Below are 16,146 nucleotides of genomic sequence, written 5' to 3' on the forward strand. Positions count from 1 at the left end.
TGCTCACCAGACCCGGACGCGCGACGCGCCGCCGGCCAGCGCGGCGAGCGGTCCGGGCGGGTAGGGGGTGCCGGGCTGCTTGCGCGTCCCGACGAGGTCGAGGTCCGCGACGAGCGGGGAGCCGTGGCGGTCCTCGAACGCGGCGGAGGCGATCCGCACGTGGCCGAGGTCCGCGCCCGTGACCACGGGGGAGAGCGGCGCCACGAGCGCGTCGGGGAGGTCGAGCTCGAGGTGGACCTCGGCGCCGTCGTCGACCACGCGGACAGACACCGGGCCCGCGGCCGTGACCGCGTCCGCCTCGTGCGCCGCGGGTCGGGCGCCGCCCGCGTAGGCGTTCGACCGCACGTACGCGGGCTGCCGCTCGAGGTGGAAGCGGGAGTGGTCGCCCGCGCCCCCGGGCGACCCCACGCGCTCGCGGTACTCCTCCCACGACGCCGGGAAGCCGTCGTAGGCGTGGGTGCCGAACGACTCGGGCGGGAACTCCTCGAGCACCAGGGGCGCCTCCGGGCCGTACACACCACGCGGCGCGCCGACGAAGAGGTTGCCGACGTACCGGTCGTCGCCTGCGTAGACGAACGCGTACCCGGCGACCTGCGTCGAGTGGGGCACGTGGTACGGCGTCGCGCGGTCGAGCACCGCCTGCATCCGCACGGCGCCCAGCACGAGGTTGTGGACGAACGCGTTGCCCTGGCTGAACAGCTCGATCGCGATGGGGGAGGCCAGCACGTTGTGGTCGACCGTCGCTGGGCCGTGGCTGACCTCGATGAACAGGTCCCGGATGTTCCGGTACAGCACGTTGCGGCTGATCCGGGTGCCCTGGACCTGCCAGTCGAGCCAGATGCCGAGCGTCGTGTCGTGGATGCGGTTGCGCGTGATCTCGACGTCGACCGGGGCGTGCAGCTTGATGCCGCCGATCTCGTAGCCGTAGAACTCGTGCTTGGTCCCGATGTGGTGGATGTGGTTGTCCTCGATGGTCGAGAACACGGCTCCCAGGTGACCGACGACGCCGTTCTGGCCGCAGTCGCGGATCTCGTTGCGGCGCACGACGTGCGAGCCGACGTGCTCGCGGTCCCAGCCCTGGTGGGACGCGGTGAAGACGGCCTCGATCTGGTACTGGTACCCCGGCTTGTCGCCGCGCTCGTGCGCGAAGTTGTCCCCGCTGGCCGCGTTCTTGCCCAGGGAGACGCCCGAGCACTTGGCGTCGCGGACGAGGTTGTCCTCGATGACCCAGCCCTTGGCCCAGTTCGGGCCGATGAGGCCGGGCTGGTCCGCCGTGGGCGGGGTCCACGGCGTCGCGGCCTGCGCGAGCTCGAAGCCGCGCACCGTGATGAAGTCGAGGTGGCTGCGCTCGGGGTAGAAGACGGCCGGCCGCACGTTGATCTCGACGAGCGCGGTGTTCGGGTCGGCGCCCTGGAAGTTGGCCCAGATCGTCGTGACGTCGTCCGAGACCTCGGCGTACCAGACCAGCACCGTGCGGTCCGGGTCCACGAGCTCGGTCGGCAGGCCCGTCCAGTCGTAGCGCGTGCGGGTGCGGCGCTCCGGCGCGCGGACGGCGGCGACGTCGTGGACCTCGTGGAGGGAGCGCCCGTCGAGGTAGACCTCGCCCCGGTGGGCGGGCGTGCCGCCGGGCCCGGGGTGGAGCCAGTCCCCGGCGACGGGCTCGTCGAACGGGTTCAGGTCCCCGAAGAGCGCGTTCGGGACGTCGACCCGCCACACCGTGCCCTCCTCGCGGGCCCAGCCCGTGACGACCTCCGAGCCCTTGATCGCGACGTGCTCGCCGGGCGCGGCCTCGAACGTGATGCGGCGGTCGTCGCCCGTCCCGCCGCGCACGGGCCTGACCCACTCGCGGTAGGTCCCCTCGTGCACCCGGACGGTGTCGCCGGGCATCGCTGCGCGCGCGGCGCGGTTGATGGTGCGGAACGGTGCCTCGGCGGTGCCGTCGGCTCGGTCCGAGCCGGACACGGCGACGTGGACGGTGGTCATGAGGGCCCTTCGGTCGGTGGCGCCCGGGCCGGCCGGGGTGGCGGCGGCGGCGACGTCGTCGTCGTCGCGGAAAGAGTTTCGGGCGGTGCTGGTCTCCACGCGACGATAGACGTCGTCCTGGACGGAGGGAAGCGGTGCCCCAGAGCCCACAGGGCGGAAACAGTTTCCGCTACGCTCGCCCCATGGCCTCCCCCGCGCCCGCGCGCGCCACGCTCGAGCAGGTGGCCGCGGCCGCCGGGGTCGCGACGTCCACGGCGTCCAAGGTGCTCAACGGGAGGCCGCACGTCTCGCCCGAGACGCGGCGCCGCGTCGAGGCGGCGATCGAGCGGCTGGGGTACGCCCCGTCGACCGGGCCGCGCGGCGGCGTGCCGGTCCGCAGCGTCACGGTCGTCTTCCGCACCCTGGGCGACCCCTACGCGGCGCGCGTGCTCGAGGGCGTCCTCGCCGCGGCGCGGGACCACGGCGTCGAGGTGCTGGTCGACGTGCTCGACCTGCCCGGCACCCGTGGCGCCGAGGGGGCCACGCCGCTGTCGCCCGCTTGGGTCCGCCGCCAGGCCGCGCAGCGCGTGGGGCTGGTCCTCGTGACGACCGAGCCGACCGCCGAGCAGCAGGCCCTCCTGCGCGCGCACGGCGTCGCGACCGTGCACGTCGACCCGGCCAACCCGCTCGACGACTCCACCGTCTCCGTCGGTTCGGCCAACTTCTCCGGCGGCGTGCAGGCGACGCGGCACCTGCTCGAGCTCGGGCACCGCCGGATCGCGTTCGCCGGCGGCGCCCCGACGTTCCCGCCCTCGGCCGAACGTCTCCAGGGCTACCTGAGCACCCTGCGCGCCGGCGGCGTGGACGTCGACGAGGCGCTCGTGCGCTCGCAGGCGCACACGTTCCAGGCCGGCGTCGCCATGGCGGACCGCCTCCTCGACCTGCCCCGGCCGCCGACGGCGGTGTTCGCCGCGTCGGACTCCATCGCGCTCGGCGTGCTCGCGTCCGCGCAGCGGCACGGCCTGCGCGTGCCGCAGGACCTGTCCGTCGTCGGGTTCGACGACAGCCCCGCCGCGGTCTCCTCGGTGCCGCCGCTGACGACGGTGCGGCAGCCGGTCGCCGAGATGGGGCGCGTCGCGCTCCGCACGCTGCTGCAGCTGGCACGCGGCGAGGCCGTCGACTCCCACCACGTGGAGCTCGCGACGACGCTCGTGGTGCGCGACTCCACGGCGGCGCCCGCGGAGGGGTGACCGCCCGGGGCCGAGAACGGTATCGACAGTTTCGCCACCTCTTGCGAAACCGATACCTCCCTGGTTACGGTCCTTCCGCCGGATTTGTTCGGTGGTTGATCAAAACCGCCGGGCCCCCGATCGGAAGGAACAACGATGTCCCGTCCAACGACCACGAAGCGCGCGGCCGCCGTCACGGCGTCAGCCGTGACCGCCCTCGCGCTGCTCGCCCCGGCCGCGCAGGCCGCCCGCCCGGAGCCGACGCTGCGCTCGCAGACGCCGGTCGACCTCAAGATCGGCAGTGCCGTGTGGGGTCAGCGCGACCTGCTCGGCTTCGACCAGAAGAACCTCACGGAGTTCCAGAGCATCCTCGCGTCGGAGTTCGACTCGCTGACGCCCGAGAACGACATGAAGTGGCAGGAGATCCACCCCGAGGAGGGCGTCTACGACTTCTCGGGCGCGGACGCCGTCGTCGAGTTCGCCCAGGCCAACGGCCAGGAGGTGCGCGGCCACACCCTGCTGTGGCACAGCCAGAACGCCGACTGGGTCGTCGAGGCGAGCGCTACCTGGACCTGCGAGGAGGCGCGCGACGTCCTCGAGGAGCACATCACCACCGTCGTCGGCCGCTACGCCGGCGAGATCTACGAGTGGGACGTGGCCAACGAGATCTTCCAGGACGAGTGGGACAACGGCGGCGTGCGTCTGCGCACCGAGGCCAACCCGTTCCTCAAGGCGTGCGCCGAGGACCCGGTCGCCCTCATCGGCGACGCGTTCCGGTGGGCCCACGCGGCGGACCCGGAGGCGGTGCTCTTCCTCAACGACTACAACGCCGAGGGGATCAACACCAAGACCGACGCCTACTACGCGCTCGCGCAGGAGCTCCTGGCCGACGGCGTGCCGCTGCACGGCTTCGGCGCGCAGGGCCACCTGAGCCTGCAGTACGGCTTCGACACGTCGATCCAGGCGAACTTCGAGCGCTTCGCGGCCCTCGGCCTCAAGGTCGCCGTGACCGAGGCGGACGTCCGCATGCCGCTGGGCGAGGACGGCGAGCCGACCGAGGAGCAGATCGCGCTCCAGGCCGAGCGGTTCGACGCGATGCTCGAGGCCTGCCTCAACGTCGCCGCCTGCACCAGCTTCACGGTGTGGGGCTTCGACGACGCCCGCTCCTGGGTCCCGGGGGTCTTCCCCGAGGGCTACGCGACGATCATGACGGAGGACTTCGAGAAGAAGCCGTCGTACGACGCGCTGCTCGAGAGCCTGACCGACGCCACGCCGGGCAAGTCCCCGCGGACGCCGCCGGGCCTCAACCGCTGACCCGACCCGCCTGACCGACGGTGGCGCGTGACCCGCTCGGGTCGCGCGCCACCGGCGTATCAGGGTGATCTGGGGGGCTCGGCTCGGGAGGATATCCCGCATGTCGATGCCCGTCCGCCTGCTCGAGGTCCCCTACGACTCCGGCCACCACGCCGTGCGCCACGGCGCCGGCCCTGCCGCCCTCGTCGCCGCGGGTGCGGTTCGCCGCCTCGGCGCGGCGGGCGCGGTCGTCGACCACGGGCGACTCGAGCTCGACCTCCCGCACGGCTTCAGCATCGAGGCGGCCACGGGCACGGAGGTCATGCGGCGCGTCGCCGGCGACGTCGCCGCCCACCCCGGCCACCTGCCCGTGGTGCTGGCGGGCAACTGCGGCGTGACCCTCGGCGTCGTCGCGGGCCTGCGGGTGCGCGAGCCCGGGCGGCGCGTCGCGGTCCTCTGGTTCGACGCGCACGGCGACCTCCAGAGCCCCGCCACCTCCGCGAGCGGGTTCTTCGACGGGATGGGCTTCGCCATGATGGGCGGCCGGTGCTGGCAGGCCCTCGCGCGGACCGTGCCCGGCTTCGCGCCCCTGCCCGACGAGCGCGCGGTCCTCGTCGGCGGGCACGACCTCGACGAGGCCGAGCGTGAGCTCCTCGACGCGGCAGGGCCGACCTGGCTGGGCGTCGCCGACATCCGCGCCGGCCGGACGGGCGAGGTGCTCGACCGCGTCGCGGCCCACGCCGACGCGGTGCACATCCACGTCGACCTCGACGTGCACGACCCGTCCGTCGCGCCGGCGAACTCCTACGCGGCGCCGGGCGGCCTGCTCCCCGGCGAGGTGCGCGACACCGTCACGGCGGCGGTGGAGCGGCTGCCGCTCGCCTCGGCGACGGTCGCGTCGTGGGACCCGCGGCACGACGTCGAGCACCGCATGCGCGACACGGGGCTCGCGCTGCTCGGGCACCTCGGCGCGCTCGCCGCGGCGCAGGCCTGAGGCCGCGCCGCCCGGACGCGCTCAGGCGGCGAGGAACGCGACGACGGCGCGGCGGAAGGCGGCGTCGTGCAGCGCGGAGCCGTGGTCGCCGTCGACCAGGGTCAGCGTCGCGTCCGGCAGGGCGGCGGTGAGGACCTCGGGCCGGGGCGCCAGCGGGTCGTCCCGCCCGGCGAGGACGAGCGTCGGTGCGGTGATCCGCCCGAACGGGATCGGCGCGCGGTGCACCGCGGACGCCTGGGCCGCGAGCGCGCGCCGGTCCGCGCCGGTGGAGTCGGCGAAGCCGCGGAAGGCCGCGGCGACCGGGTGCGCGATGCCGGCCGGGTCGTCGGCCAGCAGCGCCTCCCGGAGCGCGTCGGGGTCGAGCACGCGGGTGTCCACGCCGCCGCCCTCGACGGCACCGGCGCCGATCCCGCCGACGACGAGGCGGCGCACCCGCGGCTCGCGCGCGGCGGTGAGCAGCGAGACGACGCCGCCCATGGAGTACCCGACGAGGTCGACCGCGGGCACGCCGAGCGCGTCGACCAGCCCGACGACGTCCTGCGCCATGCGTGGCTCGCCGTAGCGGGCGGCGTCGTGCGGCTTCTCGGACGCGCCGTGGCCGCGCGCGTCGAGCGCGACGACGCGCCGGCCCGCGGCGGTGAGCGCGCCGACCACGCCCGTGCCCACCCAGTCGAGCTCGGCGCTCGCGCCGAAGCCGTGGTGCAGGAGGACGGGGACGCCGTCGTCGTCCCCCCACGTCCGGTAGGCGATCTGCAGGCCGTCGTCGGACCGGAAGCTCTCCACGGTCCGTGACCGTAGCGGGACCGGGATCGACCGACGCGACGCCGCGCTGTCGCTCCACGGGGCGCTCGCGGCGGTAGGCTCCAGGTGCTCCCGCGAACGAGCAGCGCCACGGCGGTGCTGCACGCCGACCAGGGAGGCGCCCGGCGGCGGTCCGTCCCGGGCGTGAACGAGGCCTGCGGGCGACGCCGGCGGTGACACCGCACAGCGAGCCGCCCGCCGCCCAGAGCTACGACGCCCGCACCCGGGCGGTGGCTGCCGAGGACTCCTCGGCCCGCCCCGGGTGCGCGCGCACATCGGCGCCGCACGCGCGGCGCGCATGTGCTGAAGGAGGAGATGTGGCACGAGGCGGGCAGCGCCAGTCCGGTCGCACGCGTACGGCGACCGCGGGCGGCGGTCAGCGTCGTCGTGCCCCGCGCCCGGACCAGGAGGGGATCATCCCGATCCTGGCCGACATCGCCCGCGAGGTCGACAACGCCGTCCGGCGGCCGCCGACGCGGCCCGTGCTGCGCGTCAAGTTCCAGGTCGTCGCCCTGCTCGTGCGCGAGGAGCGGGCGCGCGTCAAGAAGGACGCCACGCTCACGGAGTCCCGCCGCACGCAGGAGATGAAGCGGCTCGACGGCGTCGCGACGATGCTCGCCAAGATCGCCGCCCGGGACACGTCGCTGCTCGCGCTGCTCGCCGAGGACGCGCGCGTGTCCGACGCCGCGCGCGCCTTCAAGGCCTCCCTCATGCGCGACGCCGGCCTCGAGGTGCCGGACGAGCCCGAGCCGCCCGCCCCCGTGGCGCCCCAGCCCGGCGCCGAGAAGCGCGTCGTGCCCCGCTCGGTCCTCTCGCGGCAGCTCGCGAACCCGTTCCTCGCCCCGGACTTCGAGGCCGCCGCCGAGCGCACCGCGCGGGCCCGCCGCCTGGCCGGCTGGGAGCTGCTCGAGCCGCTGTTCCGGTCCTTCGAGTACGCCGGCCCGGGCGCGCCCGCGTGCATGGACCTGCCCGACGGGCGCCTCGTCCAGGGCCCGCCCGGACGCGAGCTCATGCCGCACCAGGCGGCGGTCGTCGCGGCCGCCGTGCGCGGCCACCGCACCTTCCTGCTCGCCGACGAGCCCGGCCTCGGCAAGACCGCGCAGGCGCTCCTCGCCGCGCAGGCCGTCGACGCCTTCCCGCTGCTCGTCGTCGTTCCCAACGTCGTCAAGACGAACTGGGCGCACGAGGTGGGCATGTGGACGCCGCAGCGCAACGCGACCGTCGTGCACGGTGACGGCGAGCAGGTCGACGCGTTCGCCGACGTCGTCATCGTCAACTACGAGCTGCTCGACCGGCACGTCGGCTGGCTCGGCGACCTCGGGTTCCGGGGGATGGTCGTCGACGAGGCGCACTTCATCAAGAACAAGGGCTCCCAGCGCTCGCAGCACGTGCTCGCGATCTCCGACCGGATCCGCGAGCGCACCCCGCGGCCGCTCATGATGGCGCTCACGGGCACCCCGCTGATCAACGACATCGAGGACTTCCGGGCGATCTGGCAGTACCTCGGCTGGATCGACGACAAGCAGCCGCTCGGCCGCCTCATGACGGCGCTCGAGGAGACCGGCCTCAGCCCGGCCGACCCGGGCTTCTACCAGGCGGCGCGCGCGAGCGTCATCGACATGGGCATCGTCCGCCGTCGCAAGGTCGACGTCGTCGACGACATCCCCGCGCGCCGCGTCGCCGACCTCCCGGTCGAGCTGGACGGCGCCGTCGGGCGCTCGATCCGCGCCGCGGAGGCCGCGCTCGCCCAGCGGATGGTCGAGCGGTACCGGACGGTCATGGCCTCGCGCCCGGCGCACGACGTCCCGGACGGGATCGACCTCGACCTCGCCCGGCGCATCGCGGCGGCCGAGCTCAAGGACTCCTCGTCGAAGGCGGGTGGGGAGAACGTCTTCACGATGGTGCGGCGGATCGGCCAGGCCAAGGCCGGCCTCGCCGCCGACTACGCGGCGCAGCTCGCGCGGAACGTCGGCAAGGTCGTGTTCTTCGCCAAGCACGTCGACGTCATGGATCAGGCCGAGCAGACGTTCGCCGACCGCGGCATCCAGTACGCGTCGATCCGCGGCGACCAGACGCCCAAGGCGCGCGAGAAGGCGATCACCGCGTTCACGACGGACCCGGACGTGCAGATCGCCGTCTGCTCGCTGATGGCGGCCGGCGTCGGGCTCAACCTGCAGGTGGCGTCGAACCTCGTGCTCGCGGAGCTCTCGTGGACCGACGCCGAGCAGACCCAGGCGATCGACCGCATCCACCGGATCGGCCAGTCCGAGCCCGTCACGGCCTGGCGCATCATCGCGGCGCAGACCATCGACGCGAAGATCGCCGAGCTCATCGACAGCAAGTCCGGGCTGGCGGCCCGGGCGCTCGACGGCGCGGCGGAGGACGACGGCTCGTCCTCGACGGACGTGCAGCTCGAGGCGCTGGTGAGCCTGCTCCGGGACGCCCTCGCGCCCGACGCCGCATGAGGGCCGTCGTCCACGAGCGGTACGGGGGCCCGGAGGTCCTGCGCGTCGTGGACGTCCCGACGCCGCGGCCCGCGGCGGGCCAGGTCCTCGTCCGGGTCGAGGCGACGTCGGTCAACCTCAGCGACTGGGAGGGGCTCACGGGTTCGCCCGCCTACGCGCGACTGGCCGGGCTGCGCGCGCCGCGGCGGCCGACGCTCGGCTCGGACATCGCCGGCACGGTCGAGGCCGTGGGCGCCGGGGTCACCCGGTTCGCCCCGGGCGACGAGGTCTACGGCGACAACCTCGAGCTCATGGGCGGCTTCGCCGAGTACGCGGTCGCGCCCGAGAAGGCGCTCGCGGCCAAGCCGGCCGGGCTGACGTCCGCCGAGGCGTCCACGATCCCGCAGGCGGGCGCGATCGCACTGCAGGGGACCGCGCTCGCCGCCGACGGGCGGCGCGTCCTCGTGAACGGCGCCGGTGGCGGCACCGGGACCTTCGCCATCCAGCTCGCCAAGCGCGTCGGCGCCCACGTCACGGGCGTGGACAACGAGCACAAGCTCGCCTTCATGCGCTCGCTCGGGGCCGACGACGTCGTCGACTACCGCCGCGAGGACTTCACGCGCGGCCGCGAGCCGTACGACCTCATCCTCGACCTCGTCGCCCACCGGTCCGTGTTCGCCTACCGGCGGGCCCTCGCGCCCGGCGGCACGTACCGGTGCGTCGGCGGGTCGGTGCGCTCGATGCTCCGGGTGCTCACCGTCGGCTCGCTCGCGGGACGGCTCACGGGCCGTTCGCTCGGCGTGCTCATGGTCCGCCAGGGGCCGGCGTCCTTCGGGACGCTGGCCGACCTGTGCGTCGCGGGCGATGTCGAGATCCGCATCGACCGCGTCGTCGGGCTCGACGAGGTGCCCGAGGCGCTCGCGCGGGTCGGCGAGGGTCGGGCGCTCGGGAAGGTCGTCGTCGCGCCGAGGTGACCTGGGGTGTCACGGCGGGTGCGCTCGACACGGGCGCGTCGGCCGAGCGCGCCCGTGTAGCGTCACGGGCCGTGAGGACGGGCAGCGGTGACGACGTCGACCTGGTGGCCGAGCTGCGCGACGAGGTGGCGCGGCACCTGCCCGACGACGTCGCGGTGCGGCCCGCTCCCGACGGGTTCGCCGTCGGGTACCCCGAGCCCCTCGTCATGCGGCGCGCCGGCACCCGGAGCGCCACCTGCCTGTGGGCGGACGTCGCCTGCGACGCGGCGACGATGACCTACATGATCACCGACGTGGTCACGGCGGGGGACATCAGCGTCGTGGGCGGCCTCGGCGTGAGCACCTCCCTGTTCCGCGGCCGGGTCGTCGGCGACCGCAGCGTGCGGGAGTACGGGCCGCTGCCCGACGGGACCCGCGGCCCGCTGCGCGAGCAGGTGCACAGCCCGCGCGTGCTGCACGCGCTGGTCCGCGAGGCGGCGACCGCACTGGGGTGGCAGGAGCGGCAGCCGACGTCGGCCGTGGTCGGGAAGGTCGTGGGGATCGGGACGGCGGCGCTCGTCGTCGTGGCGGGGCTGGTGGTCGGAGTGCTCGCGCTCGCGGGTCGCCTCGGCTGACGCCGGCTCCCCCGGATCGCCCTCGGGTATCGCTCGCGTCGCCGTCGGGCGCGCGAGAGGCTGGGTGCCGGCGCCGTCGCGCCGCCACACCCCGAAGGAGACGTCATGGAGTACCGCCCGCTGGGACGCACCGGCCTGCAGGTGTCGGAGATCGGGTACGGCGCCTGGGGGATCGGCGGGTCGATGTGGATCGGCGCGGACGAGGACGAGTCGCTCGCGGCGCTGCACCGCGCCATCGAGCTGGGCGTGAACGTCATCGACACGGCACGCGGATACGGCGAGAGCGAGCGGATCGTCGGCGGCGTCATCCGCGAGCACCCGGACGTGCACGTCGCGACCAAGGTCCCGCCGAAGAACGGCGTCTGGCCGGCGCCGTCCGGCATCCACGCCGACGAGGCGTTCCCTGGCGAGCACATCCGCGCGAGCCTCGAGACGAGCCTCGCCGCGTCCGGCCTGGAGGCCTTCGACGTCCTGCAGCTCCACGTCTGGAGCGACGAGTGGGTCGGCCAGGGCGACTGGCTGGAGACCGTCGCGGACCTGCGCCAGGAGGGGAAGATCCGCTTCTTCGGCGTCTCGATCAACGACTACCAGCCGGAGAACGTGCTCGCCCTGGTCCGCAGCGGCGCCGTGGACACCGTCCAGGTCATCTACAACGCCTTCCACCAGCGGCCCGAGGAGCAGCTGCTCCCCGCGTGCGCGGAGCACGGCGTCGGCGTCATCGTGCGCGTCGCGCTCGACGAGGGCGGGCTCACCGGGCGCGTCACCGCGGACTCCACGTTCCCCGACGGCGACTTCCGGAACCGCTACTTCGGCGGGGACCGGCGCGCGCAGGTCGAGCAGCACGTCACGGCGCTCGTCGACGAGCTCGGCATCACGACGGACGAGCTGGCCGACGTCGCGCTGCGCTACGTGCTCGACGAGCCCGCGGTCTCGACCGTCATCGCCGGTATGCGCACCGTGCGCAACGTCGAGCGCAACGCGGCCACGAGCGACGGCCGGCGGCTCACGGACGCGCAGCGCGAGGTCGTCCGGCGTCACCGGTGGGAGCGGAACTTCTACCAGGCGCCCGACGCCGGCTGACGTCGGCGTCGTCCGCCGGGACGGCGCGCGGCAGCCCGAGGCTGCGCGTCCACACGCGGTCCATCGCACGGTCCGACAGCAGGGCCCGCATGAGCAGGATCACGCGTGCGTCGCGCCCCACGGGCGTGCGCGGCCGCACGCGCGCCCGGGTCAGCTCGCGCTCGACGGCGCGTGCGACGCCGTCGGGCGGCGCGGCGCGGCTGCGCAGGTTGGCGATGAGCTGGCGCTCGCCCGCGAGGTGCGGGGCGTAGAGCGACCTCAGCTCGGGGGTGAGGCCCGATTCGACGTCGTCGATGAGCTCGTCCATGACGGTCCACGGGTCGGTCGCGACGACGCCCGGCTCGATGAGCCCGACCTGGACGCCGAACGGGCCGAGCTCGACGCGCAGGCAGTCGGCGACCGCCTCGACCGCGTACTTCGACGCGTTGTAGATGCCGGTGAACGGAAGGACACGCGCCCGTTGACCGACGAGATGAAGAGGATGCGGCCCTGCGCCCGGCGCAGGCGCGGCAGCACGCGGCTCGTCACGGCCAGCGGCCCGACGAGGTTGGCCTCGAACTGGCCGCGGACGTCCTCGGGCGTCAGGGCCTCCACCGGCTTCCCGACGCCGATGCCCACGTTGTTGACCAGCGCGTCCAGCCGCTCGGGCAGCACGGCGTCGAGCGCGGCGACGTGCTCGGGGACCGTGACGTCGAGCTCGACGGGCGTGATCGCGTCGGACTCCTCGGCGAGGGCCTTCGCGGCGACGTCGGTGCGCACGCCCGCGTAGACGTGCCAGCCGCCGCGCGCAAGACGCAGCGCGATCGCGCGGCCGATGCCGCGGCTGGCGCCGGTGACGAGGACGGATCGGGTGGCGCTCATCGGAGGCTCCTCGGGGACGGTGGGGCCTTCGACGATGGCCTCGCCGTGCCCGCCCGGCGCGAGTAGCGCGCTACCCGGATCCGCCCGACCGCAGGGGGTCAGGGCGCCCCGGCGGGCCGGTACCGCGTCATGACCGCGCCCGATCCGAACTCGCGGCGCTCCACGAGCTCGAGGCGCACCTGCTCGCGCAGGCCCGCGAGCAGCGTCGGCCCGCGCCCGGCGACGACGGGGTGCACGACGAACGTGTACTCGTCGATGAGGCCGAGGTCCGCGAGCGCCGACGGCAGCGTCACGCCGCCCACGGAGAGGCCCTCGCCCGGCTCCTGCTTGAGCCGCCGCACCGCGTCCCCGAGGTCGCCGCGCACCAGCTCGGCGTTCCAGTCGACGGCGTCCAGCGTGCTTGAGACGACGTGCTTGGGCATCCGGTCGATCACCTCGGCGAACGGGACGTCCCACGGACTCATCCAGTCCGGCCACCCGCCGGTGGGCGGGCGGCGCCAGGCCTGCTCCATCATCTCGTAGGTCACCCGGCCGTAGACCAGCGCGTCGGAGCGCTCCAGCTCGGCCGTCCAGAACCGCATCGACTCCTCGTCGGGCGGCAGGCCGGCCTCGTGGTGGCAGCAGCCGTCGAGCGTGACGTTGATCGCGTACCGCAGTGGCCTCACTCGTCGCTCTCCCTCGTGTGCGCGGGGCGTCGTCGCCCGAGCCTGCAGACCGGGCCCGACGCCGGTCCTCATCGGTCCCCGGTGACGCGGGCGTCCTCGCAGGGTGCCGCATACGCAGCCGCGTCACTAGCATCCGAGGCATGGCGCGGCCGTGGCCGCTGACCGGTCGGGACGCCGAGCTCGGCGAGATCGCCGCGGCGGTCCGGCCGGGGCGGGCCGGGATCCTGCTGGTGGGGCCCGCGGGCGTGGGGAAGACCCGCCTCGTCCGGGACGCCGCGGCGCGCGCCGGGGCCGACGTCGTCTGGGCGCTCGGCAGCCGCGCCGCGCGCGCCTACCCGCTCGGTGCGTTCGCCGGGCTCGTCGACGTGCCGCCGGGCGACGCCGCCGCGGCGGTCGGCCGGGTGCTCGACGACCTCGCGCGACGCGGGCGCGTCGTGCTCGGGGTCGACGACGCCCACTGGCTCGACGAGCTCTCCGCGCTCGTGCTCCACCGCGTCGTCGTGCGTCACATCGCGCCGGTGCTGGTCACCGTGCGCGACGGCGAGCCCGCGCCCGACGCGGTGACCGCGCTGTGGAAGGACGAGCTGCTGCCGCGCCGCGACCTCGCGCCGCTGGACGCGACCACGACGGCGTCCCTCCTCACGCGCGCGCTCGCGGGTCCGGTGGAGACGGCGGCCGCGCACCGGCTCGCGGCGCTGAGCGGCGGCAGCCCGCTCTACCTGCGGCACCTCGTCGCGGGCGAGGTCCGCGCCGGGCGGCTGACGCCCACGTCGGGCGTGTGGTGCTGGACCGGGGAGCCGCACGTGACGCGCGAGCTCGCCGCGCTGCTCGAGCACGAGATCGGCGCGCTCGACGCGACCGTGCGCGACGTCGTCGACCTCGTCGCGCTCGGCGAGCCGCTCGCGCTCGCGACGCTCACCGCGCTCGCGGGCGGGGGAGCGGTGGAGGACGCCGAGGCGCGCGGCCTCGTGCGCGCGGAGGCCGGGCCGGGGGGCGACGTCGTGCGGCTGGTCCACCCGCTCTACGGCGAGGTGCGGCGCGACGCGATGGGCGTCGCGCGGGCCCGCCGGCTGCGCGGGCGGCTCGCCGAGCGGCTCGACCCGGACGCCGAGCCGCTGCGCCGCGCGGTCCTCGCGGTGGACTCCGACCTGCCGCTCGACCGCGGGCTGCTGCTGCGCGCGGCGCAGCTCGCGCTCGGCTTCCACGACCTGCCGCTCGCGGAGCGCCTCGCGCGCGCCGCCGCGGCCGACGGCGAGTGGCACGCGCGCCTCCTGCACGCCTCCACGCTCTCGTGGCTCACGCGCGGCGAGGAGGCCGAGGAGGTGCTCGCGGACCTCGCCGTGCACGCGCCCGACGACGGCCTGCGCGCCTGGGTCCACGCCCACCGCGCCGGCAACCTGCTGTGGACGCTGCGCCGTCCCGACCGCGCGCGGGCCGTCCTGCGCGAGGCCGCGTCCCTCCCCGACGCCGGACCGGCCGCGCTCACCGTCGAGGCGATGACCGCGGCGTGCGACGCCGCCGAGGGCCACGCGAGCGCCGCGTTCGCCCGGGCGCTCGCGCTGCACGAGCGCGACCTGCCCGACGACCTCACCCGCCTCGTCGTCACCGCCGCCGTCGCGGCCTGCGCGGCCGTGCAGGGCCGCGTCGACCTGCTCGACGACGTCGTCGCGCGCCAGGGCGCGGGCGCGGCAGGTCGGGCGATCCCCGTGTTCGGGCTGACCGACTGGCTCGTGCTCGGCTACCGGCTGCACGGCGACGTCGCGCGGGCGCGGGCGGTGGGCCGTGCGCTGCAGGACTCGTCGGCGCAGCTGCCCGGACCGGCGCGGCTCATGGGGCTCGTGCTCGCGGGGCACGCGGCGCTCGCGGGCGGGGACGTGCGCGCCGCCGTCGTGCCGCTGCGGGAGGCGTGGGCCGGGCTGGGGCCGTCGCGCCACGAGTTCCGGTTCCGCGCGCGCACGCTGCTCGCGACGGCGCACGCGCTCGCGGGCCGCGCCGACGACGCCCGCCCGCTCGCTGCCGACGTCGCGACCGACGTCCACCCCGCCTACGCGCTCCTCGCGCCCGACGACCTGCTCGCGCGGGCCTGGGCGGCGGCGGCCGACGGCGCCCTCACCGAGGCGTGCGGGCACGCCATCGCCGCGGCCGAGCGGGCCCGCGCCCAGGCCTCGCCCGCGTTCGAGGTGCTCGCGTGGCAGACGACGACGCAGCTCGGCGGGGCGCCGGACGCCGTCGCGCGGCTCGAGGAGCTCGCCGCGGAGGTCGGCGGCCCGCGCGCGACGGCGGCGCTGGCGCACGCCCGCGCCTGGGCGGCCCAGGACGCCGACGCGCTGGTCGCCGTCGGGCGCGACTGGGAGGCGGTGGGCGACGTCGTCGCGGCCGTGGACGCGTCCGCGCAGGCCGCGGACGCGCACCGGCGGGCCGGGCGGCTGGGCTCGGCGCTCACGGCCACGACGCGCGCCCACGAGCTCGCGCGCCGCTGCGGGATCCGCACGCCCGCGCTGCTCGCGGCGATCCACCCGCTGCCGCTCACGGCACGCGAGCGTGAGATCGTCACGCTCGCGGCGCGCGGTCTGAGCAACCGCGAGATCGCCGCGCGGCTCACGGTGTCCGTGCGGACGGCCGAGGGTCACCTGTACCGCGCGGGCCAGAAGCTCGGCGTCTCCGACCGCGGCCGGCTCGCGGGGGTGCTCGCCGACCCGCCCGAACCCGAGTAGCCCGCTACCCGGACCGGTGCGCGGGGGCCGGCGCAGGCTCGGGTGACCCACCACCCGAGGAGGCCCCCATGACCGCCACCTACGTCGCCCCCGGCGAGGGCACGAACCACCCCATGATCGACGGCGACCACGTCGCCAAGGCGACCGTCGAGTCCGCGGAGCCGGGCTTCGAGGTCTTCGTCGTCCGCGCCCCGGCGAGGCCGCCGGCGCCCCAGCACATGTCGCCCTGGAGCGGTGTGCTCTACGTGCTGCGCGGCACCGTGAGCGTGCAGGCGGACGGCTTCACGGGCGACGTCGGGCCGGGCGGCGTGGTCGTCGTGCCCGCCGGGACGCCGGTGACGTTCCACGTCACCGAGGGCACGGCGGAGTTCCTCGCCGTGACGTCCGGCACGAGCGCCGGGCGGTTCTTCGCCGAGATGTCCGCGAGCGTCTCGGCCGAGCGGCTCGACGCCGAGGCCTTCGGCACCATGGCGACCGTGGCCGCGAAGCACGGCGTCGCGCTCGCGGGGGTGTGA

General features: G+C 75.5%; 13 protein-coding genes and 1 pseudogene. 9 read left to right on the forward strand and 5 right to left on the reverse strand.

The annotated features are described in order from the left end of the window. Positions 1-3: 3 nt before the first annotated feature. Entirely contained in the window at positions 4-1,983 is a 1,980-nt protein-coding gene (locus JIG38_RS06125) for a right-handed parallel beta-helix repeat-containing protein (RefSeq protein WP_199422878.1), read from the reverse strand. Positions 1,984-2,165: 182 nt separating this feature from the next. Here JIG38_RS06125 and JIG38_RS06130 point away from each other — a divergent pair, with 182 nt between their 5' ends. The 3 genes from JIG38_RS06130 to JIG38_RS06140 all read left to right on the forward strand — a co-directional run bounded on the left by JIG38_RS06130 (position 2,166) and on the right by JIG38_RS06140 (position 5,478). Continuing rightward, positions 2,166-3,212 (forward strand): LacI family DNA-binding transcriptional regulator, encoded by a 1,047-nt coding sequence (locus JIG38_RS06130; RefSeq protein ID WP_199422879.1) that lies wholly within the window; start codon positions 2,166-2,168, stop codon positions 3,210-3,212. A 135-nt stretch (positions 3,213-3,347) separates the two neighbouring features. Beyond that, positions 3,348-4,505, forward strand: coding sequence for an endo-1,4-beta-xylanase (locus JIG38_RS06135; RefSeq protein WP_199422880.1), 1,158 nt, complete (start codon positions 3,348-3,350; stop codon positions 4,503-4,505). Between the two features lie 100 nt (positions 4,506-4,605). Then, positions 4,606-5,478, forward strand: coding sequence for an arginase family protein (locus JIG38_RS06140; RefSeq protein WP_199422881.1), 873 nt, complete (start codon positions 4,606-4,608; stop codon positions 5,476-5,478). Positions 5,479-5,499: 21 nt separating this feature from the next. Here JIG38_RS06140 and JIG38_RS06145 read toward each other — a convergent pair whose 3' ends face one another. Next, positions 5,500-6,261, reverse strand: coding sequence for an alpha/beta fold hydrolase (locus JIG38_RS06145; protein WP_307844633.1), 762 nt, complete (start codon positions 6,259-6,261; stop codon positions 5,500-5,502). A 335-nt stretch (positions 6,262-6,596) separates the two neighbouring features. Here JIG38_RS06145 and JIG38_RS06150 point away from each other — a divergent pair, with 335 nt between their 5' ends. The 4 genes from JIG38_RS06150 to JIG38_RS06165 all read left to right on the forward strand — a co-directional run bounded on the left by JIG38_RS06150 (position 6,597) and on the right by JIG38_RS06165 (position 11,391). After that, a complete protein-coding gene (locus tag JIG38_RS06150) occupies positions 6,597-8,744 on the forward strand; it encodes a DEAD/DEAH box helicase (RefSeq protein WP_199422882.1) in 2,148 nt (715 codons plus the stop codon). Beyond that, positions 8,741-9,697, forward strand: coding sequence for an NAD(P)-dependent alcohol dehydrogenase (locus JIG38_RS06155; protein ID WP_199422883.1), 957 nt, complete (start codon positions 8,741-8,743; stop codon positions 9,695-9,697). Before JIG38_RS06150 ends, JIG38_RS06155 begins: the two co-directional genes overlap by 4 nt. Positions 9,698-9,768: 71 nt before the next feature. After that, a complete protein-coding gene (locus tag JIG38_RS06160) occupies positions 9,769-10,311 on the forward strand; it encodes a hypothetical protein (protein ID WP_199422884.1) in 543 nt (180 codons plus the stop codon). A 105-nt stretch (positions 10,312-10,416) separates the two neighbouring features. Beyond that, positions 10,417-11,391 (forward strand): aldo/keto reductase, encoded by a 975-nt coding sequence (locus JIG38_RS06165; RefSeq protein ID WP_199422885.1) that lies wholly within the window; start codon positions 10,417-10,419, stop codon positions 11,389-11,391. On the opposite strand, the gene JIG38_RS06170 is transcribed toward JIG38_RS06165, so the two are convergent. The 3 genes and pseudogenes from JIG38_RS06170 to JIG38_RS06180 all read right to left on the reverse strand — a co-directional run bounded on the left by JIG38_RS06170 (position 11,315) and on the right by JIG38_RS06180 (position 12,917). After that, on the reverse strand, positions 11,315-11,698 hold the full coding sequence (locus tag JIG38_RS06170) for a hypothetical protein (protein ID WP_199422886.1): 384 nt from the start codon (positions 11,696-11,698) through the stop codon (positions 11,315-11,317). The two genes, JIG38_RS06165 and JIG38_RS06170, sit on opposite strands and share 77 nt — an antisense overlap. Before the next feature lie 72 nt (positions 11,699-11,770). Beyond that, a pseudogene (locus JIG38_RS06175) lies at positions 11,771-12,252 on the reverse strand (SDR family NAD(P)-dependent oxidoreductase); the annotation flags it as partial. A gap of 98 nt (positions 12,253-12,350) precedes the next feature. Beyond that, positions 12,351-12,917: a dihydrofolate reductase family protein gene (locus tag JIG38_RS06180; RefSeq protein WP_199422888.1), complete on the reverse strand. Its 567-nt coding sequence runs from the start codon at positions 12,915-12,917 to the stop codon at positions 12,351-12,353. Positions 12,918-13,057: 140 nt separating this feature from the next. Between JIG38_RS06180 and JIG38_RS06185 the strand changes: the two genes are divergently transcribed. Continuing rightward, positions 13,058-15,631: a helix-turn-helix transcriptional regulator gene (locus tag JIG38_RS06185; protein ID WP_199422889.1), complete on the forward strand. Its 2,574-nt coding sequence runs from the start codon at positions 13,058-13,060 to the stop codon at positions 15,629-15,631. Positions 15,632-15,699: 68 nt separating this feature from the next. Continuing rightward, a complete protein-coding gene (locus JIG38_RS06190; protein ID WP_199422890.1) occupies positions 15,700-16,146 on the forward strand; it encodes a cupin domain-containing protein in 447 nt (148 codons plus the stop codon).

It is taken from the genome of Actinotalea solisilvae (assembly GCF_016464425.1).
GTDB classification, from domain to species: domain Bacteria; phylum Actinomycetota; class Actinomycetes; order Actinomycetales; family Cellulomonadaceae; genus Actinotalea; species Actinotalea solisilvae.